Source organism: Chryseotalea sanaruensis, assembly GCF_003990915.1.
Classification (GTDB): domain Bacteria; phylum Bacteroidota; class Bacteroidia; order Cytophagales; family Cyclobacteriaceae; genus Chryseotalea; species Chryseotalea sanaruensis.
Genome location: NZ_BHXQ01000009.1, coordinates 1 through 23,623, shown reverse-complemented (window position 1 = coordinate 23,623; position 23,623 = coordinate 1). Strand labels below are relative to the sequence as shown.

Here is a 23,623-nt window from a genome sequence, read left to right as displayed (position 1 = left end):
CTTCCTGTAAAAGGCTTAATCGCTCTTCTGGTGTGAATGTTCTTTTTCCTCTTGGCATATTTCCCTAATTTAACTGTTATAAATCTGTTTTCAGATTCTTGTCCAGTCTTATAGGGGGTTAGTACAACCTTTTGCAATTTGTCAACGCTGGTTTGTTGTGATTTGCTTTCAACAAACGATCTTTGACAACGGATACCTGTGCCAAAAGTGATAATGAGGTGTTGTGATTTGCTTTCAACAAACGATCTTTGACAACCAAGGTGCTCGCGACATCGTCAGGGGTGTGGTTGTGATTTGCTTTCAACAAACGATCTTTGACAACACAGCCCTACTTTTTCGCTGTCGCTCTTATGTTGTGATTTGCTTTCAACAAACGATCTTTGACAACCACCAAACGTAAATTGAAACACTGAATGTTGTTGTGATTTGCTTTCAACAAACGATCTTTGACAACCAAGAAAAAGGCAGACAATACACCATTGCTGTTGTGATTTGCTTTCAACAAACGATCTTTGACAACTCGCCTTTTTATCAGTACACATCCAACGCAGTTGTGATTTGCTTTCAACAAACGATCTTTGACAACATGATGTTTTGGGGCTTGCCAGGCAGCGGTGTTGTGATTTGCTTTCAACAAACGATCTTTGACAACCCAACTGGTCGGCCGTTATCCTTATCGTTAGTTGTGATTTGCTTTCAACAAACGATCTTTGACAACTCATTGTCTTATTAACCCCCTCAATAATGAGTTGTGATTTGCTTTCAACAAACGATCTTTGACAACGCTGGTACAACATGGCTTTGAAGTGGCCATGTTGTGATTTGCTTTCAACAAACGATCTTTGACAACCTCCAAATTAGATCTAATCGCACCACCATAGTTGTGATTTGCTTTCAACAAACGATCTTTGACAACGGTATCGGATAGAAGTAGCCGCTCATGATAGTTGTGATTTGCTTTCAACAAACGATCTTTGACAACACAGGCAAAGTTTCGTTATACAGCTCTAAGTTGTGATTTGCTTTCAACAAACGATCTTTGACAACGTTTTTTGTTTTAGGCTCAAATGAAAGAAAGTTGTGATTTGCTTTCAACAAACGATCTTTGACAACCTGAAAGCTTCGCCATGTTAAGCTTATTAGTTGTGATTTGCTTTCAACAAACGATCTTTGACAACAAGAAAGGCCTTTGAATGAATATAGATTTTGTTGTGATTTGCTTTCAACAAACGATCTTTGACAACCGACCGCACCGATGGCGAGGCCAATCCATGTTGTGATTTGCTTTCAACAAACGATCTTTGACAACAATACAACTTTTTCAGTTGCAGCTACTGCTGTTGTGATTTGCTTTCAACAAACGATCTTTGACAACCATGATGATGGGAAGTATTGAGGATAGTGCGTTGTGATTTGCTTTCAACAAACGATCTTTGACAACTGGCCATTGAATTTCATTTGAAACTGTGCAGTTGTGATTTGCTTTCAACAAACGATCTTTGACAACCGTAAGGAATAGTAGCATTAAGATGATGAGTTGTGATTTGCTTTCAACAAACGATCTTTGACAACTGTAGTGGTCAAGCTTGAAACATTGTATGTGTTGTGATTTGCTTTCAACAAACGATCTTTGACAACTAATTTGGCGAATTTCCACTGTAAATCAGTGTGTTACAAGCCTTTTAGTGTGTTAAAAATGGGTTAGATGCTTGCCTGTTAGTGGATGTGTTGTCAAAAATAAGCCTCCTTTACCTAGAACAATTCAAGTTGTTGGGGTACTGGAGGCTTTTCTTTTTCCTCCCTGCCGTAAAAAATCTGCATCATCCCAAACTGTTTATCGGTAATGGTTAAAATACCCACGTGCCCTTTGGGTGGCAGGTTTTTGAGCACTCGCTTAACATGAACATCGGCATTCTCCCGACTTGGGCAATGGCGCATGTAGGCACTGAACTGAAACATGGTGAAACCGTCCTTCAGCATACTTTTTCGGAATTCGGCATAGTTCTTCCTGTCCTTTTTGGTTTCTACCGGCAGGTCGAAAAATACCATTACCCACATAATGCGATATTCATTGAGGCGCATCTTAATCGGACAACTCCGGGTATATTATCCGCTTAGCTTTCCCTTCAAAGCACTTTGCCAGTGAGGCAGTAGTGCGTTGCGCTGCCACCATCAGCGGGCTACGCTCACCATCCATCAGCACATCAACCGAGGCAATACTCAATAGTTGTTTTTTAATGGATGTATTCAATTCATCATACACTTCACCATTCCGGATAATGCCACACACCAACGCATCGGCAAAGGGGCGATAGGGTTCCATGATGTCATCGGCCAGGCAATAATGGTTGTACTGGTTACGGTGGTAAATGCCCAGCGTGGGTAGCAGGCCCGACCCGACAAGGCTGCGCGCAATGATGGCACGCAAAATCGCATAAGTATAGTTCAATAGATTATTAGGCGGTATGCCTTCGCGCTCGCGCCTGAAGCCCTCTATTTCAGGGAAAATATTTTTCCAGTAATAAGCAGCCGCTCGTGCCTCTGTATTATCGGCATCACCCGATTTCACATCGCCTGCCCACTTCATCAGATTACCAGCTTCTATGCCATACCTTTTCAACAACAAGCCCTGGTTGCTAACTTTTGCTTTAATGGTTTGCTGCCACAATTGCTTGGTTAATGGCGCACTAGCCTCAACCTGGACTTTAAATTTAGCCGACTGTAGGGTATGGCCAGCCAGGTTAAGCATCAGTCCGGTCGGATGATGGAGGCTGTTACAGGTGATGAGCGCCACATTATTTTCAAGTAGTCCGTCAATGAGGTATTGTGTAATGGTAAGGCGTGTATGATCCAGTATGACTACACCTATGTCTTCAATGGGTATAAGCGCCTGCGCCTCTTTTTTAAATGTTTCGGGCAAGGTGTCATTTTTCTCAACCTCTGGCAGACGTACAACAAGTTGTTCGTCTTTGCGACTCAGGTAGGCAGGATTACCAAAATAAAGTGTGCGCTTAATCATGTGGAATAATTTCGGGTAAAGGTTTCAGTACTTGTTGATGAAACTGGACGGACTGCTGACTATTGCCAAACCAGTTGATGACTTGCTGCTGAACAGGCGTTAATTCCGGCAGGAGAAAATCGTGGTATGAACTCCAGTGCCAGTCTGTGAGTTGTTTTACAAAACCATGGTGTAAAGGATTATGGTGTATGTAATGAATGATGTTGGTAAAATAACTGTCGTTAACAATTTCTTTTCGCCTGAAAGCTCTCGTGAAAAGAGAGCCTCTACGATTATAAACTTTATTATATGCTTTCGTGTACGCGTTGAGGAGGTGGCTGAATTGTAATATAACCAGACCTGACAGGTCTTTATTACTTTCGCTCTCGAGGCCTGTCGCTTCTGACTTTATTTTTAGTTTACTTTTAAAAAACGTCTTTAATTCAGCCTCACTTTTAATCCTCACCAACAGGTGCAGGTGGTTAGGCATCAGACAGTAGGCTAAGGTATCGGCAACGCCTGGTATAAATGCTTCATACCGTTTTAAGAAATAACGAAAATTCTCGTCATTACGAAAGAGATTTTCTGAGCCATTGGCGTGCGTGTAGAGGTGATATGATTTTTCAGGTTCCATTTATTAATTAAAAGCCTGACAAGTATTAATTATCTTGCTGATAAAACCAGACCTGACAGGTCTTTATTAATTCGCTATCGAGACCTGTCAGGTCTGGTTTTATTTTTACTTTACTTTACTTTTATAAAACACCACCAGCTACACCTCGCATTTGATTAGCAGCAGGGGATGATCGTGTATTATTTCCATTGAATGCTTCCGTCCATTTTTATTTTGAAGTCATATCCCTCTACAAAAAAATCATACTTAGAGTAAGCAAAACGAAGTGTCGGTTTTGGATTATCAAAATCTACCTCTGAATCTTTATAGTCTTCGGTTACTTCTTTACTCTCTCTTGCCTCCAAGTGATACTTGAAATTTAGACGACCATCGCTTTCGAAGTTGGTGAAGACATAAAATCTTTTAGATAACTCATCAAGTGGCATGCTTTTAAAATCTTCCTCTTTACTTTTGATAAATACAATTTTTAGGCCTGTTTCAAGGATACATTTTAATCTTAATTCTATCTGAGTCTTGCCCTTTTTAAGATGAACGAATTTTTCGAACAGGTCCTCTTTGGAGGCAATTGTATTTGTGGAAGTTATTCTTGCTGTTTCGAAAAGATTTCTAAAATCACAATCCTTCTTATCTGCCCCTTGATAAATTGCGAAGTAACTATTTGATGCATTGTTTGCATAATAGTTTTGTTTATAAGAGTGCTTTGATAAGTAGGTATGTCTTTTGATTTCCAATGGCTTAGTTGCAGATTTAAAAACCCGAATGTGCCTTATTTTATTGATCTTTTCTCCTTTTTTCCCCAACATGTAAATGCCTTGCTCGAAAGCCTCTTTTAGGCCTCCTGCCTTTTCTACTTGCACTCTTATCTGCTTTTTCAGTCCTTCATCTACAATTTGCTTTTCTATTTCTTCAAGAGTTTTAAATCCAGGAGAATTAGTGTCCTTTTTAAATTGAAATGGAACTCGCACTACATATCGAATATCTTCTTGAATTATTTTACCTTCTTCATCCCTAATGATATTTCCTTTTTCACCTCTCTTGGCTGGTTTAATGGCACCAAAGAATGTCTCATCGTGAAGCTGTCCTCTTATGCAATCTCCAGTGGCGATTTTGGGATTTTGAGTGCCTTCAATGAACTGCACTTTACCGCGTTTACGAATAATGCGTTTAGCGGGTGTGAGTGCTTGATTGTTTGTAATATTATTGATCAGAATGCTATCATCTATCCCCCAAACAAATTCACGCTTAAACCCTTTAAAAGGCTCGGCTGTAAATGATTGTCTTTTTTCCTGATGCTCATAATAGGTTTTAAGTAGCTCATCTCTTTTAGCAGCCGCAGGTATCAGGGTAAGTACTGCTGCATCCTTTGCATGGTGTGAATGTTTGCTTCTGTCTTTTTTTAAATCGGGTATCTGTAGCCCATAAATTTTTCTAAATTCTGAAGTGATGCTTCCCTTTTGTACATCTACTTTTTCAAAGTAAGATTTCAGATAGTGAAAAGCGTATTTAGAAATCAATTGGGTATCTACTTTCTGGCTATTCTTGAAACCACTCGTTACTTCTTGCATAGTAAATCGATCTACTTTATTTTTCCAATAGTCGAGTTCCATTTGCCATAAATGTCGCTGACGAATGGCGTCATCTTTCCAATTTTTATCCGCTGCTTTCTTCGATTTAGTTGCCCAGAAATCTATTTGTTGTTTTATCCGATCGACTTTCTCTTGCCATTTTTCTAAACGTGGCAATATGGCCGAATATCCATCATAATCTTTACCATAATTGTTGAGGTTGAATGGAATTTGATTCTTCTTTATGTTTCTGTTATAGTCAGCGTAACACACTGTAAGATTGGCTAACGAATTGTCAAATGAAATACTCCTTGGGATAGTATGCTCAAAATCAATTACGTTTTCGTCAAACAAGTCTGTGAGTTTGATAAACTTACCCGTGTATAAACATTGATAACCCTGTTCTTTCCAAAGGCGATATTTGTCAATAAGCTTTTTCCCATGTCCACTCCATCTTATCGCCTCGTCTTTTTCAATTCTATTTTTACGCTTCTTTCTATCCTTATCATCCTCATTATTTTCTTCCAAGGCAGGAAGAAGTTGTTCATTATTTTGCTCGTAGAATAGGCGGATTTTGTCTATATCATCCAAACGTTCTGGATTGGCTTTAATGCCTTCATGATCTTGCAAAAGTTGTTTTATAGCTTCGGCAAATTCTTGATTTTCCGCTTCACGTTGACGTTGCCAGGCTTCAATAGCCCAGCGCTTATTAGCATCATTTAGCTCTCTAGCTACTTCTACAACAATTCGTGTATCGCTATCAATCTGGGTTGTCTCAATCATGTAATTGATAAGCTTGCGTAGCTCATGTAAGGCTCGCATGGCCATAGGGTTTTTAAACGATCCTGTTTTAGGACTCCCTAGTTTCAGCACACCATCTTTATCTGCTTTGGCAGATGGATAAATGCTTATCTCTGAAGGATGATAGATCTTGTTTAGCGTATCATCGTTCACATTAAAGTTCAATTGCAAAAACTCACCTAATGTGTCTATCAGTTTTGGTAAGCGATAATAGCCGGAATCGCTTTTGTAATAAATGTTGTTGCTAGATTTTACTAAGAAGTGGCGTTCATTGTGAATGTCTTTTCGCTCAAGTCCAGTGGTTATGAAGTAGGCTTGATAGCAATCTTTTATAGCAGTGGATATTTTATTCCTTTCTGTTTCCGTTTTTTCGGTCCATCTTTTTGCGCCAAATTGCTCATTTATGGTTTCTTCAATCGTATCAAAGTCTGATTTATCCAGTTTATAGTTGTTGTCTTTGTATCCAAATTTTTCATTATTCTCTAAGTTTTTATGCTTTGAAACAAGACTGTTTACAATAGTAAGTACTGTCTTCTGCTCCCTGTTTTCATCTATCACTTTTCCAATCTCACCAATTAATAGCGTTTCATTTTTCATCCATAGGCCTTTGCCTAATATCTCTGGAATGTTTGCGAGTAAAACAGCTTCTGTATATATCAATCCTTTCTGTAAGAAGATGTTGATTTTATTAATTGCATTTAAGCTAAGCATGGCATAGCCTACAGGGGTAGCGTTCCATGTGGTTACAAACTGCTTGGTCTGTTCTGCATTCAGTTTTAATTTATTCTCAGCAAATTCGATTACATACTCCTGGTCTTCGTAAGAAAAGAGCACGTGCCAGATATCTTCTATGTTATAGTAATTCTTCTTTGATTTTGCAGATGGTACTTTAGGTATTTTGATGTTCAGGTAATCGTCACCGAAAATATCTTTTAGCCTTGCTGATACAGGGCAGCCAGTTACGGTTGTTTTATGTTTGTAATTGAGATGTAGTTTCCTCCCTTCTTTTTCTAACAGATCAGCTATATCAGAAAAAGGAAAATAAGGTTTCTTACGGAAGAATAGTTTATTGTAGACTTTGTTCTTTAGTTCAAGACTCAGCGGTTTCCATTGCCCATCGTTATCATCGATGGGTTTGTATTTAATATTATTCAGAAATGACCAAGCCCTGAAAATTTCAAAACTGGGATGACTAATTGGTGCTCTGTATTTGCTTGGCTCCAGCGTACACTTGCCAATTAATCCTTTTTGAGAACGTAAAGGTCGTTTATAAAAGATACTTCCATCATTTTTGTTCTTTCCGGTTTCAGCCAGCTTGCAATAAATGGAGTTTGTTAATGATAAATCTTGAAATTGAAAGATGTATTTAATCTCCTCTTTAAAATTCTCTCGTATAGCATACTGAACTATGCTTTCACGAATCCTTATTCCATTATCTTCAAGATGGGCAAACAACATCCCAATTGTTTTTGCGTTGGGATACTTTTCAAGTAATTCTAATATAACTTTGTTTTTCTTTTTCTCTGAATATTGCAGATCGGCTATTTCGCTCTCGTCATTTGATTCTTTTTCTTTTGCATCATCCGTACCTTTGCGACTGCTTTTAAAACCCCTTCGTTGCGCGATGTGATACAATGCTCGCCCCAGTTTAAAGCGATTCTCTTCTTTGGCGAAGTCTAGTTTTACTTCTGCCAACTCTTTCCTTAATTGATAGGGACTGGTATAATCAGGCTTACCATCACCATTAAAATCTAACTTAATCCATGCATCGAAAGCCATATCATCAACCGGGTAAACCCGGCCACCATTGTTGTTCTTTCTGGCTTCTTCCTTATCGTATAATCTCCATTTGTTGAGATTGGCAATACTCAGAGGGCAATAGTTTTCATTTATCAGGTGTTCAAGGGTGGTCCATAACTTGTACTTTCTTGCTTGATATAATCTTCGTGTTGAACGCTTCGTTGTCCGTTCAGCGGCATAGGAGTATTCTCCGGTTTTACCGATCCCGACTCCTTTATTAAATGTTAATACCCCGAATTTTTCAATCTGGTTTGTCGGTAAATCAGGATTACGGAGTGCCCATCCAATAGAATTTGTACCTAAGTCAAGTGCAAATATTTTATTCATCGTCTTGTTTTTTGTTATTATTTTAATAATTTAGTAGCGCAAATCACAATAAGGCTATAAGCCGAAGATTTTCTCAGCCCTGCTTCGGTGGGGCTTTTTTATGCCCTCTACTTTCTCTCTACTATCACTAAAATAAAATCAACCAACGACAATTAATGTCATTTTCACGGACTGCTTCCTGTTTCTCTATTGAGGTGGGCTAGGCTACAAACGAGAAGACTAGTTACTGTTAAATAAATATAGGAAATTCGTGTAAAAAGTTAAAATCTGAACAGGAGTATAGTTGTCTTGTAACAGCCAATTGGCAAGTGCCGATTTTTCTGCTTAGTGAGGGTAACCCAATTTAACTGAACTGTTGTAGTACTAAATCGAATGTGTCAGGCTTATTTGATCTCTGTAAAAATGCCTAAAAAGCTTATACAGAAGAGTAGCTACTCAACCAAAGGGATTTACCTCCGGTTTAAGAGTCATTTATGGGTAAAACTGTTTGGTTCAGTTACTTTGTTTTCCCTTTTTCATCTCCAGCAGCAATTACCAACAAAGCCACAATCAGAATAAAGCTATACTCACTGCCGCCTGATCCGTGTTCGCCCACAAACCAACCGATTGAGGCATGAATAAGTATAATGCCAACAAGTAAGATTAAAATGAAACCTGCGGATAGCCATTTTTTATAATAGCCCAAGGCCAGCAATACACCACCTACAATTTCAAAAGCACTCAGGCACCACACCGTTGCTATCCCCAACGGCAATCCTTTGCTTTCCAAAAAGGATCCGAAACGTTCTACGGTTCCATTGGCTACTCTCACTACCGCATGCGTAATGAAAATTAAAGCACCTGCTATTCTTAGCAGTATAAGTGTAGTGTGTAATGATAAGAAGGGAAAAGCGCGCATAGGTATTAATTATTAGCGTAAGTAAATTGCTATTGTCCAACTGAAATTTGATAACCTCAAGTAGTTAAAGATGAGTTTATTTTAGTTGTACACTACTGTAAGTAAATGTATCACTTTAAAACAGCATGACAACTTAACAAAAGTTAAGTAATGCAAGTTAAAGGCAATCGTTGATGATAGGATGAGGTGTAAGGTCAAAACGATTGTTGTTGATTTTATGATGAGTGGCGATAAGAAACTTCTTTTCCATGTACTTATTTTTTAGTTTTAAGTAACCAAGACTTAACCATGAAAAGAATTTTTACACTTTGTCTGTTTCTAATCAGTCATCTGCTGTTTGCTCAAATTGCTGAGCCAGAAGAACTTGTTAATCCCTTGATGGGCACACTCTCTAAAGTGTCACTATCCAACGGTAATACTTACCCTGCCATTGGTTTACCCTGGGGCATGAACTTGTGGTCGCCACAAACCGGTAAAATGGGCGATGGCTGGATGTACACTTATGATGCGGACAAGATCCGTGGTTTTAAACAAACCCATCAGCCCAGTCCATGGATGAACGACTACGGTCAGTTTGCCATTATGCCCACCGTTGGCAAAATCAAAATTAACCAGGACGATCGCGCGAGTTGGTTTTCGCATAAATCGGAAGTTGCAAAGCCCTATTACTATAGTGTTTACCTGGCCGATGCGGATGTAACCACAGAGTTAGCACCATCCGAGCGAGCCGCCATCTTTCAGTTTACTTTTCCTGAAAGCGATTCTTCTTTTATAGTGATTGATGCCATAGATAAGGGATCGTATGTTAAAGTGATTCCTGAAGAGAATAAAATTATCGGCTACTCTACCCGCTACAGAAGAGGAAGCTTGACCAATTTTAAAAATTATTTTGTGATCTACCTGAGTAAAGCTTTTACCATGGCGCATACCTGGCGTGGCAATGTATTGGTGAAGGATTCTTTGGAGTTGTATGCCAATCATGCCGGTGGTGTTGTCGGATTTAAAACAACAAGAGGAGAGAAGATACAAATGCGTGTGGCTTCATCTTTTATCAGCTTTGAACAAGCCGAATTGAATTTGCAACGCGAGTTGGGTAAAGATGATTTTGAAACGGTTAAAACTAAAGGTAAAGCAATTTGGAATAAAACACTGGGTAAAATACAAGTAGAAGACGGAAGTGATGCGCAGTTGCGTACTTTTTATTCTTGTCTATACAGAACTTTATTCTTCCCACAAAAATTGTATGAGGTAGATGCAGCTGGTAAGATTATGCACTACAGTCCTTACAATGGTAAAATACTCCCAGGGTATATGTTTGGCGGCACTGGCTTCTGGGATACTTTTCGCGCCTTGTATCCTTTCTTAAATCTGATGTATCCTGCTATTAACAAAGAAATGCAGGAAGGTTTATTGAATGCTTATCTCGAAGGTGGTTTTCTTCCTGAGTGGTCGAGTCCTGGTTATGCCGACATTATGATTGGCAATAACTCTGCCTCCGTGGTGGCTGAAGCTTATCTGAAAGGGGCACGGGGTTATGATATTGAAAAATTGTATGAAGCCCTTGTTCATGGTGCTAATCATGAAGGACCTGTATCTGCTGTGGGTCGTAAAGGCGTTCAGTATTATAATGAGCTGGGTTATGTTCCCTACGATGTAAAGATTAATGAGAATGCAGCGCGTACACTTGAATACGCTTACGATGACTTTGCAATTTATCAATTAGGTAAGGCACTTAACAAACCGAAAACTGAAATTGAGGTGTATGCAAAACGCAGCATGAATTACAAAAACTTATTTGACAAAAAAACAGGTTTAATGCGCGGTAAAAATAAAGACGGAAGTTTTCAATCTCCATTCAACCCTTTTAAATGGGGCGATGCATTTACGGAAGGAAACAGCTGGCACTACACCTGGTCTGTTTTTCATGATGTGCAGGGTTTGATAGACTTGATGGGTGGGGAGAACAAATTTGTAAGCAAGCTGGATTCTGTATTCACGTTGCCGCCAAAATTTGATGATACCTACTATGGTGGTGTAATTCATGAAATACGTGAAATGCAAATCGCAAATATGGGACAATACGCACACGGTAATCAACCGATACAACATATGATCTATTTGTATAATTATGCTGGTGCTCCCTGGATGACACAATATTGGGCAAGAGAAACGATGAATAGAATGTATGCCGCTACGCCCGATGGTTATTGTGGTGATGAAGATAACGGGCAAACTTCTGCCTGGTATATTTTCTCGGCTCTGGGTTTTTATCCTGTATGTCCGGCCAGCGATCAATATGTGTTAGGCGCACCTTTATTTAAAAAGGCTACGCTGACGTTAGAAAATGGAAAGCAGATTATTGTTAATGCAGCTAATAATGGAGAACAAAACAGATTTGTAGATGAATTGAAGTTGAATGGTAAAACCTACACGAAAAACTGGTTGAGTCATGCTGAACTGATGAAGGGTGCTGTATTGAATTTCTCCATGTCAGCGAAACCTAATATAAAAAGAGGCACTACAGCTGATGCTTATCCTTATTCTTTTTCGAATGAGAAGCGTTGATTTTTTTACTTTTAATAACGTGTTGAATAATTCATTTACTTGTCCAATGAAAAGTAACTTACTTAGCTTATTGTTTTTGGTTGTGCTTGCAACATCAGTATCAGCGCAGCAAAACCTGATTCCCTTTGCCAAACCCATCATAGGTACAGAAAAAATGGGGCATACCTTTCCCGGAGCAACCGTTCCTTTTGGCGCTGTACAACTCAGTCCGGATACTGACACTATCCCCTATGAAGTAAACAACCGCTATAATAAAGATGTGTATAAATATTGTGCAGGCTATCAGTATGATGATAAAACAATTGTTGGTTTTAGCCATACGCACTTTAGCGGTACAGGCCATTCTGATCTGGGTGATTTTTTGGTGATGCCTACTGCTGGTGCATTGCAACTTAATCCGGGTACGGAAGAAAAACCGGAGACAGGTTACAGATCCAGATTTTCACATGCCACAGAAGTAGCTGAGCCTGGTTATTACAAAGTAAAGTTGGAAGACCATAATATTGTAGCTGAACTTACTACTTCGCAGCGAACAGGTTTCCATCAGTATACTTTCCCGGCTTCAGAAGAGGCACATATTATATTGGACTTGATGGCTGGTATTTATAATTACGAAGACAAAAACGTGTGGACATTCGTGCGTATTGAAAATGACACATTGGTTACAGGTTACAGACAAACTAACGGCTGGTCGCGTACCCGCACGGTTTATTTTGCCTTATCGTTTTCAAAACCATTTAAACAGTATGGTGCAAATGACTATTCAAAAAAGCAAGTGTACAAAGGTTTCTGGCGCAAGTTCGATCAAACTAAAAATCACCCTGACTTAGCGGGTAAACAATTGAGGTTATACTTTGATTTTGAAACAGAGGCTAGCGAAAAAGTAAAAATGAAACTGGCCTTGTCTCCGGTGAGTACTAGAAATGCCTTGGAGAACATGCAGGCAGAAATTCCACATTGGAATTTCGAACAAGCCAAGACTGAAGCGCAAGCAGCCTGGAACAAAGAGCTAAATAAGATTCAGGTACAAACCATTAACGAAGAAGATAAAATCAACTTCTATACAGCGATGTATCACGCGGCATTAATGCCAACCTTGTACATGGATGTTAATGGTGAGTATAAGGGTTTAGATCAGAATGTACACCAGGCTAAAGATTTTGTTAACTATACGTCACTTTCGCTTTGGGACACCTACCGCGCTTTTCATCCTTACCTCAATTTGATCAATCCCAAACGCAATGGTGATATTGTTAAATCCATGTTAGCACATTACGATCAAAGCGCCTTAGGTATGTTGCCTATCTGGTCGCATTATGCGAACGATAACTGGTGCATGAGTGGCTATCATAGTGTTTCGGTAATTGCTGATGCTATTATCAAAGGCAATGCAAACATTAATGCACAATATGCATTAGACGCCTGCGTTGCCACAGCCCGAAAAAGAAGTTATGAGGGGATTGGTTATTACATAGATCTCGGTTACATACCAGGTGACAAAAACGGAACGTCTGTATCTTCTACCTTAGAATATGCCTATGATGATTGGTGTATTGCACAACTGGCTAAACATCTGAAACGCGAGGACATTTATCAAGAATTTAGTAAACGTGCGGAAAACTGGCGTAATGTATACGATAAGCGCATTGGCTTCATGCGTCCGCGTTTAAGCGATGGTACATTTAAAAAAGACTTTGATGTATTGAATACCGAGGGACAGGGCTTCATTGAAGGCAACGCCTGGAACTTCAGTTTGTATGTACCACACAACCCAGCGGCTATGATTGCATTAATGGGTGGCGAAAAAAGATTTACCGAACATCTGGATTCACTCTTTACCATGGATTTACCGGATGCTTTTTTTGCACATACAGAAGACATTACACGTGAGGGCATCATCGGTAATTATGTACATGGTAATGAGCCTGCTCACCACGTGGCGTATTTATATAACTGGACAAGTAAGGGCTGGAAAACACAAGAGCGTGTACGTATGATTTTGCGACATCAGTATCACAATGGTTCAGCTGGTTTGGGGGGTAATGATGATGCCGGGCAAATGAGCGCCTGGTATTTGTTTTCAGCCTTGGGTTTTTATCCGGTAGCACCGGGTTCTGATCAGTATGCGCTAGGGAGTCCGTTGGTTAAGGAAGCCACGCTTAACCTTGAAAATGGAAAGACATTAAATATTAAAGCACTTAACCAGTCAGATAAAAATGTTTATGTGAAAAGTGTAATGCTTAATGGAGAAAAATTGACAGGTAATTTTATTAAGCACGCAGACTTAATAGAAGGCGGGAATTTGGTATTTGAGATGAGTAGTAAGGTTCCAAAATAATTCTTTTGATAAATAGATCTCCTATTTGAATACATTAAGGAACAGATATAACCTGTCCCTTAATGTATAAGTATTTTATCTTTCTATAATTAATCTATCATTTAAAGTACCCTCTGCAGTTTCAAGTCTGCAAATGTAGGTTCCTGTACTGTAGCTTGATAAGTCAATTTCTATTTTATGAGAACCTTTATCCATGGTGCAATTTATTAATTCGCTAAGGGTTTTACCATCTTTGTCCAAAAGTGTCAACTTAACTGAGGTAGTATTAGGTATAGTAAAATAAATGGTGCTTTTGGCAGCTAATGGATTGGGTGAAGTTGAAAGTGACAATGTTGTTTTTGATTCCTCAACTTTGGTAGCTGAGGAGGTTTTAATTGTTAAACTACCAGGTTTGCCAATAGATGCAAACAAATCGGGCAAGTTAGTTGTGAGTGCGTAGGTAGCCCTTACCCAAAGTCGCTGACTGGCATTACCAGCATTAGCATTTTTTACACGTAAAGTATAGTAGCCCTCAGTGCTAGCTAAGTAGGTCATGCACCATCCGTTTACAAGTCCCGAATAGGAATCCACAACTGTACCGTCTGAAGTTCGCACTATTTCAACATCTACAGGAATAGCAGGTAAACCTAGTTCTAACACTCTTTCCTGATACGCGAGTACGTTTACTGGCCTTCCTACTCCTAAGTATATATTTCCAACGGTTCTCCATGTAGTGTTGTCAAAAGCAGGAAGGGCACCACCTTGTTCTAGTGATTGCGGATGACTATCGCCAAGATCATTTGCCATTTCCCATTCTTGCCAAGTCCACTCAGGTGTAGAAGCAACTGATTCTCCTTGTTGTCCTTTTGGGGCAATTACACAATAGCCACCATATTGTTGATTGGCTGGCGGAACATTTACAGGAACACGTTTATCATTAGGCACAACATACGACCATGCTCCATTCGCACCGGAATAATCAATAAGTGTAGTACCCACTGGAAAATCTGTAGTAACCCAAACTTGTTGCCAATTTGCTCCATTATCGTTAATCCCGATAAGTGCTAAACTATTATTATCTCCAGCAGGATCACGTTCAATTACAAGTAAATCTTGTGGGGTAGAACCAAGACTGTAACTCGGAGCTCCACTAACTGTACTTACAATATAGTTTCCATCAGAAAAGTTAAGTGCTTTTCTGCACCAGAGTAAGTTCTCTAAACGTGGCCTTACTGGCAACTCAGTCAGGTTGGCAGGATCATGACTCCAGCGCATGCCAGTTCCACCAATATTGAAAAGGTCTTCAAAGAAAATTTGAGGTGAACCATCAACAGCTAAGGCCATGGCGTAGGCGGTAATCATTCTAGGGTTAAATGGATCAAGATGTGGGCGTAATTCATCACCAACATTCCAGCCAATGTAGTTTCCACTACCATCAAGCATTGGCCGGAAGGTGTCGTGATTATTAACAAAAGGCACTGTTCTGTTTCTGTTATTTTGTTGGCGAGAAGGTAAAGTACTCATATCGAAAAAGCCTCCTGCCTGAGACATTTCATATAAACCATCTCTCAAGTTAAAGTCAAACGTTCCTGTTCTGTTTTGTGATGCATCACAAAAGGCATCCATGTCATACCCGGGTTCTTGAACGTATTCAGATACAGCAAATAAATCATCTCCTTGTGTATTCCATGAGGGTGGGTGTGGTGAAGCCCAATTTACATTATTCTGAAGATTCCAGAGTAGATCTTCTGTTACATAGGCGGGATAGTGCTTGGCTGCATCTAAGCGAACTCCGTCAAAACCAACTTGTTTATAATACCATCTTAGCCAATCACGCATACCATTGCGCATGTGGTTTTCTCCTTGTAATGGATTGAAGATTGCGTTTGAACTTTGACCATACGACCCTGCTTCATATGAGACATCAGGTCCAAACATTTGATTATAAAAGGGATAATTTTCTGAAGGTTGTGCTGGATTTGGATTGAAGTTTTGCCAGTTTTTTGAAAACCTTCCTTGCCTTGACAGATAGTCTCCAGCACTTTCATCAATGGAAGGTGTTTGAAAACAAGTGTATCTAAAATTCTTGTATTGATCACCCCAAGCCATGGGATCAATTCCACCAGCTCCGGTACTTGAGCCTGCACCTGTTACGTGATTAGGAACAACGTCTGCAATTACTTCAATACCGTAGGCATGCATCACTGCAACAAGGCGCAGTAATTCATCCTTTGTGCCCATTCTTGTTGGTGTAGTTCCTTTCTGGTATTTATCCCCCAAATCGTAATGATCAAACACATCGTATCCAACACTCTCAGTTCCGGTGTTACCTTTTGTTGCTGGAGGAATCCAAATCGCATCAATACCAAGCGCTTGAAGTCGGGGTGCTAAAGCAATTAAATAATTAGACCAACCTTCAGGGTAATTATTGTTATAGTAATTCCACCAAAAGGCTTGCAACACAACCTTTCGCTCATTCTGACTATGTACCTTTAATGAAGTGAGTGTAATGGCCAGAAGAAAAAGTATTGAAACAATTTTTTTCTTCTTCATAATATATATTTTATGGTTAATTGGATAGCTCAATTAACGATCTATTTTTGAGAGAAGGAAGACCTTTTTTTATCCAATTTAGTCCATTTAATGCAGGGCCTTGCTAAGAATCAACAACTTGAAAATTCAATTTTTTGAATAGATTGTTTCAAAAATTTGGTAATTAGAATTCGCTAAGGAGTATAAGTGTATCCCTTGTTTTGTCTGAGAGAGCAAGGCGTAATTTGAGAAGAATAATTATTTGTGGATGGATTAAGCTTAATGGTGTGATTTTGACAATAACAGTTCTAGATTCAGTTTATCTCCACCACTTTTTTCTTTTGTAACTTATGCATGGGCTTTGGTATAACACTAAGTATTTCTTCTTTTAGCGAATTAATCAACCTCATCTTTACGTGATCGCGATGAGTAACCAGGCTTACTTCACGTGCGGGGCTCGGGTCTTTCAGGCGTTTTACATGTTTCATCTGCGCCTGACTAAATTCCATTACCGCTAATTCAGGTAGAATGGTTATGCCATCACTTTTATCCACCATTCTTTTTAATGTTTCTATGCTGCCCGTTTCATACTTAAAATTAACATTCGAATATTTTCGTAATTCACATAAGTTCAGCACCTGCGACCTGAAACAATGGCCTTCTTCCAATAACCAAAGTTGATTAGGATCAATTTCGCTGGGTATCACATATTTTTTATCGTGGAGTGCATTTTTTTTAGATACATAGACGAATAGCTCTTCGTAGAATAGAATATCTTCCTTAATGGAATTATCTTTTAGTGGTGTCACCACTATTCCACAATCCAGGCGATTATATTTTAACTCTTGTACGATCTCCTCTGTAATTGTTTCCTTGATCACAAGATTAATCTGTGGATATTTTTCACGGATATTTTTAAACAGTTGGGGCAGGAGGTAAGGGGCAAGTGTAGGAATAATGCCAATGCGAATTTCACCGGTCATATTATCTTTTTGCTCAGCAATAACTTGCCTGATTACGCTGGCCTCGCGCAAGGTAATGCGCGCTTGTGCAATAATACTGGCACCAATTTCTGTAGGAATTACAGGCTGTTTTGTACGGTCAAATATTTTCACATCCAACTCCTCTTCCAGTTTTTGAATCTGCATGCTCAAGGTGGGCTGCGTTACAAAGCATTTCTCCGAGGCCAGTACGAAATGACGATAGGTGTCTAGTGCTACAATATACTCCAGTTGTGTTAAAGTCATAGATATTAACTATATGTTTATAAAGATAATCAATTTGATTTATTAAGCATAACCCCTTAACCTTGTATGCTTAAAATGAAATTTGTAAACAGGGTGCATGACATTAATCAGCGGAAATAACATCAATAAAGTATATTATTAATCTTTCATAAGTAACAACTTGTAAATCAACCAAAAATGGAAAACAATCCACACGCAAGCACAACATCCTACAACATGAATGGTGAGGGTAAATGCCCTTTTCATGGAGGTGCGCTAAAGCAAAGTGCAGGTAATGGTACCACAAACCGAGATTGGTGGCCTAATCAATTGAAGCTGAACATTCTGCGTCAACGTTCTTCTCTATCTAATCCGATGGATGAGCAGTTTAACTATGCAGAAGAATTTAAATCACTTGATTTAGCAGCCGTAAAAAAGGACATCAATGAGTTGATGACCACATCACAAGATTGGTGGCCAGCCGATTATGGGCATTATGGTCCTTTCTTTATTCGTATGGCATGGCACAGTGCAGGTACTTACCGTATTGCTGATGGTCGTGGTGGAGCAGGAAATGGTACGCAACGTTTTGCACCGCTAAACAGCTGGCCTGATAATGGCAATTTGGATAAGGCGCGTTTATTACTTTGGCCGATCAAGCAAAAGTATGGCAGAAAAATTTCATGGGCTGACTTAATGATTCTTGCTGGAAACTGCGCACTTGAAGCTGCTGGTTTTAAAACTTTTGGTTTTGCCGGTGGTCGTGAAGATGTGTGGGAGCCAGAACAAGATATTTACTGGGGCTCTGAAGGTAAGTGGTTAGAAGATAAACGTTACTCAGGTGATCGTGAATTAGAAAATCCTTTAGCTGCCGTTCAAATGGGGTTGATCTATGTAAATCCAGAAGGGCCTAACGGAAATCCTGATCCGATCGCTGCCGCACATGACATTCGTGAGACTTTCGGTCGCATGGCTATGAACGATGAAGAGACCGTGGCGTTAATTGCGGGTGGTCACACACTTGGTAAAACACACGGTGCCGGTGATCCAAGCAAGTATGTAGGTGCAGAACCTGCAGCAGCCAGCATTGAAGAGCAGAGCATGGGCTGGAAAAATACATTGGGTACTGGTCATGGTGAATATACAATCACCAGTGGTCTTGAAGGTGCATGGACAACCACTCCTGCTAAATGGAGTCACAATTATTTTGAAAATTTGTTTGGTTTCGAGTGGGAGCTTACTAAAAGTCCTGCCGGAGCACATCAATGGAAACCTAAAGGAGATGCAGGGGCAGGAACTGTTCCTGATGCACACAATCCATCAAAGCGTCATGCACCAATGATGTTAACAACTGACTTGTCTTTGCGTTTTGATCCAGCCTACGAAAAAATATCCAGAAGATTTTTGGCAAATCCTGCTGAGTTTAATGACGCTTTTGCTCGTGCATGGTTTAAGTTAACGCATCGCGATATGGGACCTATTGCTCGTTACCTTGGCCCTGAAGTACCAAAAGAAGAATTAATTTGGCAAGATCCTGTTCCTGCAGTAACGCATAAATTAATTGATGAAAAAGATATCATAACCTTAAAGTCTAAGATACTTGCTTCAGGACTTTCTGTTTCTGAATTGGTTTCAACCGCTTGGGCTTCAGCTTCAACCTTCCGTGGTTCTGATAAACGTGGTGGCGCTAACGGTGCCCGTATACGCCTGGCTCCGCAGAATAATTGGGAAGCGAATAACCCTGTTCAATTAGCTAAAGTGCTAAAAACGTTAGAAGGTATTCAAAAAGATTTTAGCACAGGTGGAAAGCAAGTTTCATTAGCAGACCTGATTGTGTTAGGTGGATGTGCTGGTATTGAAAAAGCTGCAAGTAATGCAGGATATGACGTAACAGTACCTTTCACACCTGGCCGTGCAGATGCTTCTCAGGCGCAAACGGATGTAGAATCATTTGCTGTTCTTGAACCTCAGGCAGATGGTTTTCGAAACTACATGAAAAAGAAGTACACTGTTTCAGCAGAAGAGCTTTTAGTGGATAAAGCACAATTACTTACACTCACCGCCCCTGAAATGACGGTACTTGTAGGTGGCTTGCGTGTGTTGAATGCAAATTTTGATAAATCTAAACTTGGTGTATTCACTAATCGTCCGGAAACATTGACTAACGATTTCTTCGTTAACCTCTTGGATTTAGGAACGACTTGGAAAGGTATTTCGGGTTCAACAGATGTATTTGAAGGTCGTGATCGTAAAACAGGGGAATCGAAGTGGACAGCTACACGTATCGATCTTATTTTCGGATCTAACTCAGAGCTGCGCGCCATTGCTGAAGTATATGGTTGTGGAGATGCTCAGGTTAAGTTTGTTAAAGACTTTGTTGCAGCCTGGAATAAAGTGATGAACCTGGATCGTTTTGATTTAGCGTAAATAACTATTGAATAATAGTAGGAGGTGACCTTGTAAATGGTCACCTTTTTTTATTACTATATAAATGCTTTACGAAGTCGTTTTAGAGTCAAATTTTTTTCTTGACTTCAATTTTTACGATTAACCTTTCCAGAAATAAAAAAAAATCGTGCTACGCGCGATTCGTTATATCACTGGGGGGTGGTCAAATCATCCGAAGCCGAATGGTTTTCATCACACGAAATTATCTTACGAAGCACTTCAACCGCCTTGTGTGCAACGTTTGTGTTTGCGCAGTGGTGGGACTTTGAAACGCTTCATTGTCGCACGTGACCAAACGTTAAATGAAGATATAAACTTATTGCTTACACCAAACCCCACCATTGCGCAAACATACTGTTAGCGGTTCGTGCTTCTTTTCCATATCTATGTATATTTGAATTTCTCATTTTAGTCGCCTTTTTAAAAGTTGAGCATTTATAGCTACTACAATTGTGCTTAAACTCATAAGCACCGCACCAATTGCAGGGCTTAACATAAACCCCCACTTGTATAACACTCCTGCAGCCAATGGAATTGCGAGTATATTGTAGCCCGCAGCCCACCAAAGATTTTGTATCATTTTATTGTAGGTAGCCTTTCCAAACAAAATCAGGTTAGCAATGTCTTTTGGGTTTGAATTTACAAGTATTATGTCTGCGGTTTCTGCTGCCACATCAGTTCCCGAACCAACTGCTATTCCAACATCTGCTTGTGCTAAAGCAGGAGCATCATTCACGCCATCACCTGTCATGGCAACATATTCGCCTTTTGTTTGAAGTTCTTTTACTTTCTCTAATTTGTCGTGTGGTAATACGTTGGCTATGTAGCCGTCCATTTTCAATTCATCACTCACCTTCTTAGCTACCTTTTCATTGTCCCCCGTAAGAAGCAAATTTTTAATACCTGCGTCTTTTAATATTCGAATGGCCTCAAAAGAACTTTCTCTAATTTGGTCAGAGAAGGTAAAATATCCTGATACTTCTTTGCCAATCATAACATAAACAACTGTTCCTGTAAAATCATTGGTCGTGTCGGTCACGCTGATATTTTGTTCTTTCAGGTAATTTGGCCCTACTACTTTTATTTCCTTTCCTTCTACATTTCCTTCTAATCCTTTTCCAGGTAAGTAATTGAAATTTTCTGCTTTTGGAATTTCGATTTTCAATTCCTTTACTTTTCGCAATAAACCCGCAGCGATATAATGCTCAGAATGTTGTTCAATACCTGATGCCAAACGGAGCAATTCCTTTTCATCCAATTCTTTGCTCAATACTTTTACTTCTTGTAATTCATGAGAGCCTTTTGTAAGTGTCCCTGTCTTGTCAAAAATAATGGTTGTAATCAATCGTGCATTTTCAAAAGCGGTTCTGTTGCGAATGAGTAAGCCCTTTTGTGCAGAAATTGAAGTTGAAATGGCAACCACCAAAGGCACGGCCAAACCCAAGGCATGCGGGCAGGAAATAACCATTACAGTAACCATCCTTTCCAATGCGAATACAAAAGGAAACCCTAACAGCAACCAAACAATAAGCGTAATGACACCACCACCCAGGGCAACGAAAGTCAAAACCTTGGCCGCACGGTCGGCAAAGTTTTGTGTCTTGGATTTTATCTTTTGCGCATCTTCAACGAGCCTCACTACTTTGTTTAGGTAGCTGTCTTTTCCAATGCTTACCACTCTAATGGTTAAAGACCCATTACTGTTTACTGCCCCACCTATTACTTTGCTGTCTTTTTCTTTCTTTACAGGTTTGCTCTCACCTGTGAGCATACTCTCGTCCACATAACTTTCCCCTTTTAGTACTATACCGTCTACTGGAACTTTTTCGCCCGGCTTCACCATGACCATATCGTCAATTTTCAATTGACTGACCGGCATATCGTGAATGTTCCCGTCCTTAATATGATGTGCAGTGGAAGGCATCATTTTTACGAGCAACTCCAATGAGCGTGAAGCACCCATTACTGACTTCATTTCAAAGTAATGACCAATTAGCATGATGTCTATCAGGGTCGCCATTTCCCAATAAAAGTCCATTCCCTGCAAACCAAAAGTGATAGCAACACTGTAAGCCCATGCAACTGTAATTGCAACGCCAATCAGTGTCATCATACCAATGGCGCTATCTTTCACTTCGTCATACAAGCCTTTCAGAAATGGATAACCACCATAAACAAAAATATAGGTGGAAAGACTTGCTAATACATATTTATCGCCTAAGAATGTGAATTCAAATCCTAACCACTGCTGAATCATGTGCGACAAGGCAAGTACAGGAATGGATACAATCGAACAGATTATAAATCGCTTCCAAAAATCAGAGACATTGTGTCCTGCGTGTTTGTCGTGTCCAGAACCATCATGTTCAGTATGGTGGTCATGTTTGTGTTTGCTTTCGGTATGATTATGCTCTGTGTGTTCCATTTTTTGCTTTTTAATCTACCGTTATGGGTGTCGCATTGCATGACCGCTAACGCTCGGCTACATGCCGTGCCGCATAGCGAAGCACGCTTGTTTCCAACGTTACAAAGCGAAGTTAGTAGTTTGTGTGTAATTGGCAAACAGTCACGCGGCATGGAATGTAGCTATTGTTAGGCACTATGCGGAGTCGTCCTACGTTAAGTGGGTCGAATTGTTGTCGTTATGCCATTACTTTCAAAAGTTAAATTGTAGTCGCTGGTCAAGATGTGTCCGTTCTGTGTCAACAATAATGTAAAATGGAGAATCATTTAATGGTAACAACTGAGTCGTTAAGAATTGTTTGGATTCACACATTGGTTTTAATGTCAACCAGAATTTGTTAGCTATACTAAAGTCAACCGAAGTAGTAAGTCAATCCTGTAGGTTGACGGACTTTCTAAAAGAGCCAAAGTTTCGTTAACCACAGAACAGCCATGATTTACAAAAAATGTTAGGCACAGTACAGTCTTTTTACTGTAAACCATCAAATTTTATAGGAATTATAACTTTGGATTTTATCATCTTTCCATCGTCAATGGCTGGTGTCCATTTTGGCATTTTATTTATTAATTCTAGTGCAGCTTTATCGCAAGTAGGGCATACTTCTCCCATGCCTCTTACAATTTCTACATTTTTCAATTTTCCGTTTCTTAAAACGTCAAATTGAATATACACTGTACCCGAAACAATTATTTGCCCTTGATCCCAATTTAAGTTTTCTTCTATGTATAGCTGCAATGAATCATATCCGCCAGGAAATTGAGCCATTATTTGTCCAGGCATTTCACATATTATGTAGGAGCTGTCGGGTTTAGAGGGGTCGTACTTCGTTACATTCAGACCATCTTGTCCGTAGATTTTGGAACACAATATAATTCCTATGATAGTTAAGAAAATCTTCATTTGCATTGATTTGCATTGTGCCTAACCTTTAGATTCAAACCATGATTTGAAGTAAAGGTATTAATCGTTAAATTTTATAAACAAAAGCAGCCGGAGCACTATGCCGCCAACCAAGTTGTGAGGCTTATCCAGCGATTCAGTCCGACTG

12 protein-coding genes and 1 CRISPR repeat array are annotated in these 23,623 nt (G+C 39.6%); of the genes, 3 read left to right on the top strand and 9 right to left on the bottom strand.

What is annotated here, in order from left to right; genetic code table 11:
* Positions 1–154: 154 nt before the first annotated feature.
* Positions 155–1,638: a CRISPR direct-repeat array (repeat unit 36 nt; unit sequence GTTGTGATTTGCTTTCAACAAACGATCTTTGACAAC).
* 114 nt (positions 1,639–1,752) lie between these two features.
* From cas2 to SanaruYs_RS19605, 5 genes are all read right to left on the bottom strand, one after another.
* Positions 1,753–2,082, bottom strand: coding sequence for a CRISPR-associated endonuclease Cas2 (gene cas2, locus SanaruYs_RS19625; protein ID WP_127124325.1), 330 nt, complete (start codon positions 2,080–2,082; stop codon positions 1,753–1,755).
* Position 2,083: 1 nt separating this feature from the next.
* Complete coding sequence (gene cas1, locus SanaruYs_RS19620) at positions 2,084–3,019, bottom strand: type II CRISPR-associated endonuclease Cas1 (RefSeq protein WP_127124324.1); 936 nt, start codon at positions 3,017–3,019, stop codon at positions 2,084–2,086.
* Entirely contained in the window at positions 3,012–3,632 is a 621-nt protein-coding gene (locus tag SanaruYs_RS19615) for a transposase (RefSeq protein WP_127124323.1), read from the bottom strand. The genes cas1 and SanaruYs_RS19615 overlap by 8 nt, the downstream gene beginning before the upstream one ends.
* 179 nt (positions 3,633–3,811) lie before the next feature.
* Complete coding sequence (gene cas9, locus SanaruYs_RS19610; RefSeq protein WP_127124322.1) at positions 3,812–8,125, bottom strand: type II CRISPR RNA-guided endonuclease Cas9; 4,314 nt, start codon at positions 8,123–8,125, stop codon at positions 3,812–3,814.
* 496 nt (positions 8,126–8,621) lie between these two features.
* Complete coding sequence (locus SanaruYs_RS19605) at positions 8,622–9,023, bottom strand: DoxX family protein (RefSeq protein ID WP_127124321.1); 402 nt, start codon at positions 9,021–9,023, stop codon at positions 8,622–8,624.
* 288 nt (positions 9,024–9,311) lie between these two features.
* On the opposite strand from SanaruYs_RS19605, the gene SanaruYs_RS19600 reads away from it, so the two are divergent.
* Together SanaruYs_RS19600 and SanaruYs_RS19595 are read left to right on the top strand one after the other, a co-directional pair.
* The gene (locus SanaruYs_RS19600) at positions 9,312–11,588 is read left to right on the top strand and encodes a GH92 family glycosyl hydrolase (protein WP_127124320.1); all 2,277 of its coding nucleotides are present in this window, start codon (positions 9,312–9,314) and stop codon (positions 11,586–11,588) included.
* Positions 11,589–11,634: 46 nt separating this feature from the next.
* Positions 11,635–13,926, top strand: coding sequence for a GH92 family glycosyl hydrolase (locus SanaruYs_RS19595; protein ID WP_127124319.1), 2,292 nt, complete (start codon positions 11,635–11,637; stop codon positions 13,924–13,926).
* A 75-nt stretch (positions 13,927–14,001) separates the two neighbouring features.
* Here the strand turns inward: SanaruYs_RS19595 and SanaruYs_RS19590 are convergent, their stop codons facing one another.
* Positions 14,002–16,458, bottom strand: a complete 2,457-nt coding sequence (locus tag SanaruYs_RS19590; RefSeq protein WP_127124318.1) for an alpha-amylase domain-containing protein — start codon at positions 16,456–16,458, stop codon at positions 14,002–14,004.
* Positions 16,459–16,751: 293 nt separating this feature from the next.
* Positions 16,752–17,684, bottom strand: a complete 933-nt coding sequence (locus SanaruYs_RS19585) for a hydrogen peroxide-inducible genes activator (RefSeq protein ID WP_127124317.1) — start codon at positions 17,682–17,684, stop codon at positions 16,752–16,754.
* A gap of 177 nt (positions 17,685–17,861) precedes the next feature.
* Here SanaruYs_RS19585 and katG point away from each other — a divergent pair, with 177 nt between their 5' ends.
* Positions 17,862–20,090, top strand: a complete 2,229-nt coding sequence (katG, locus tag SanaruYs_RS19580; RefSeq protein WP_246011957.1) for a catalase/peroxidase HPI — start codon at positions 17,862–17,864, stop codon at positions 20,088–20,090.
* Positions 20,091–20,514: 424 nt separating this feature from the next.
* Here the strand turns inward: katG and SanaruYs_RS19575 are convergent, their stop codons facing one another.
* Together SanaruYs_RS19575 and SanaruYs_RS19570 are read right to left on the bottom strand one after the other, a co-directional pair.
* A complete protein-coding gene (locus SanaruYs_RS19575) occupies positions 20,515–22,536 on the bottom strand; it encodes a copper-translocating P-type ATPase (RefSeq protein WP_127124316.1) in 2,022 nt (673 codons plus the stop codon).
* A gap of 507 nt (positions 22,537–23,043) precedes the next feature.
* Positions 23,044–23,475, bottom strand: a complete 432-nt coding sequence (locus tag SanaruYs_RS19570; RefSeq protein WP_160118733.1) for an energy transducer TonB — start codon at positions 23,473–23,475, stop codon at positions 23,044–23,046.
* Between the last annotated feature and the right edge of the window lie 148 nt (positions 23,476–23,623).

Bases quoted from the DNA above. Each gene is read 5' to 3' on its own strand.
- cas2 (WP_127124325.1), bottom strand. From the start codon at position 2,082: ATGCGCCTCAATGAATATCGCATTATGTGGGTAATGGTATTTTTCGAC.
- SanaruYs_RS19570 (WP_160118733.1), bottom strand. From the start codon at position 23,475: ATGAAGATTTTCTTAACTATCATAGGAATTATATTGTGTTCCAAAATC.
- SanaruYs_RS19575 (WP_127124316.1), bottom strand. From the start codon at position 22,536: ATGGAACACACAGAGCATAATCATACCGAAAGCAAACACAAACATGAC.
- SanaruYs_RS19615 (WP_127124323.1), bottom strand. From the start codon at position 3,632: ATGGAACCTGAAAAATCATATCACCTCTACACGCACGCCAATGGCTCA.
- SanaruYs_RS19605 (WP_127124321.1), bottom strand. From the start codon at position 9,023: ATGCGCGCTTTTCCCTTCTTATCATTACACACTACACTTATACTGCTA.
- katG (WP_246011957.1), top strand. From the start codon at position 17,862: ATGGAAAACAATCCACACGCAAGCACAACATCCTACAACATGAATGGT.
- SanaruYs_RS19595 (WP_127124319.1), top strand. From the start codon at position 11,635: ATGAAAAGTAACTTACTTAGCTTATTGTTTTTGGTTGTGCTTGCAACA.
- cas1 (WP_127124324.1), bottom strand. From the start codon at position 3,019: ATGATTAAGCGCACACTTTATTTTGGTAATCCTGCCTACCTGAGTCGC.
- SanaruYs_RS19585 (WP_127124317.1), bottom strand. From the start codon at position 17,684: ATGACTTTAACACAACTGGAGTATATTGTAGCACTAGACACCTATCGT.
- cas9 (WP_127124322.1), bottom strand. From the start codon at position 8,125: ATGAATAAAATATTTGCACTTGACTTAGGTACAAATTCTATTGGATGG.
- SanaruYs_RS19590 (WP_127124318.1), bottom strand. From the start codon at position 16,458: ATGAAGAAGAAAAAAATTGTTTCAATACTTTTTCTTCTGGCCATTACA.
- SanaruYs_RS19600 (WP_127124320.1), top strand. From the start codon at position 9,312: ATGAAAAGAATTTTTACACTTTGTCTGTTTCTAATCAGTCATCTGCTG.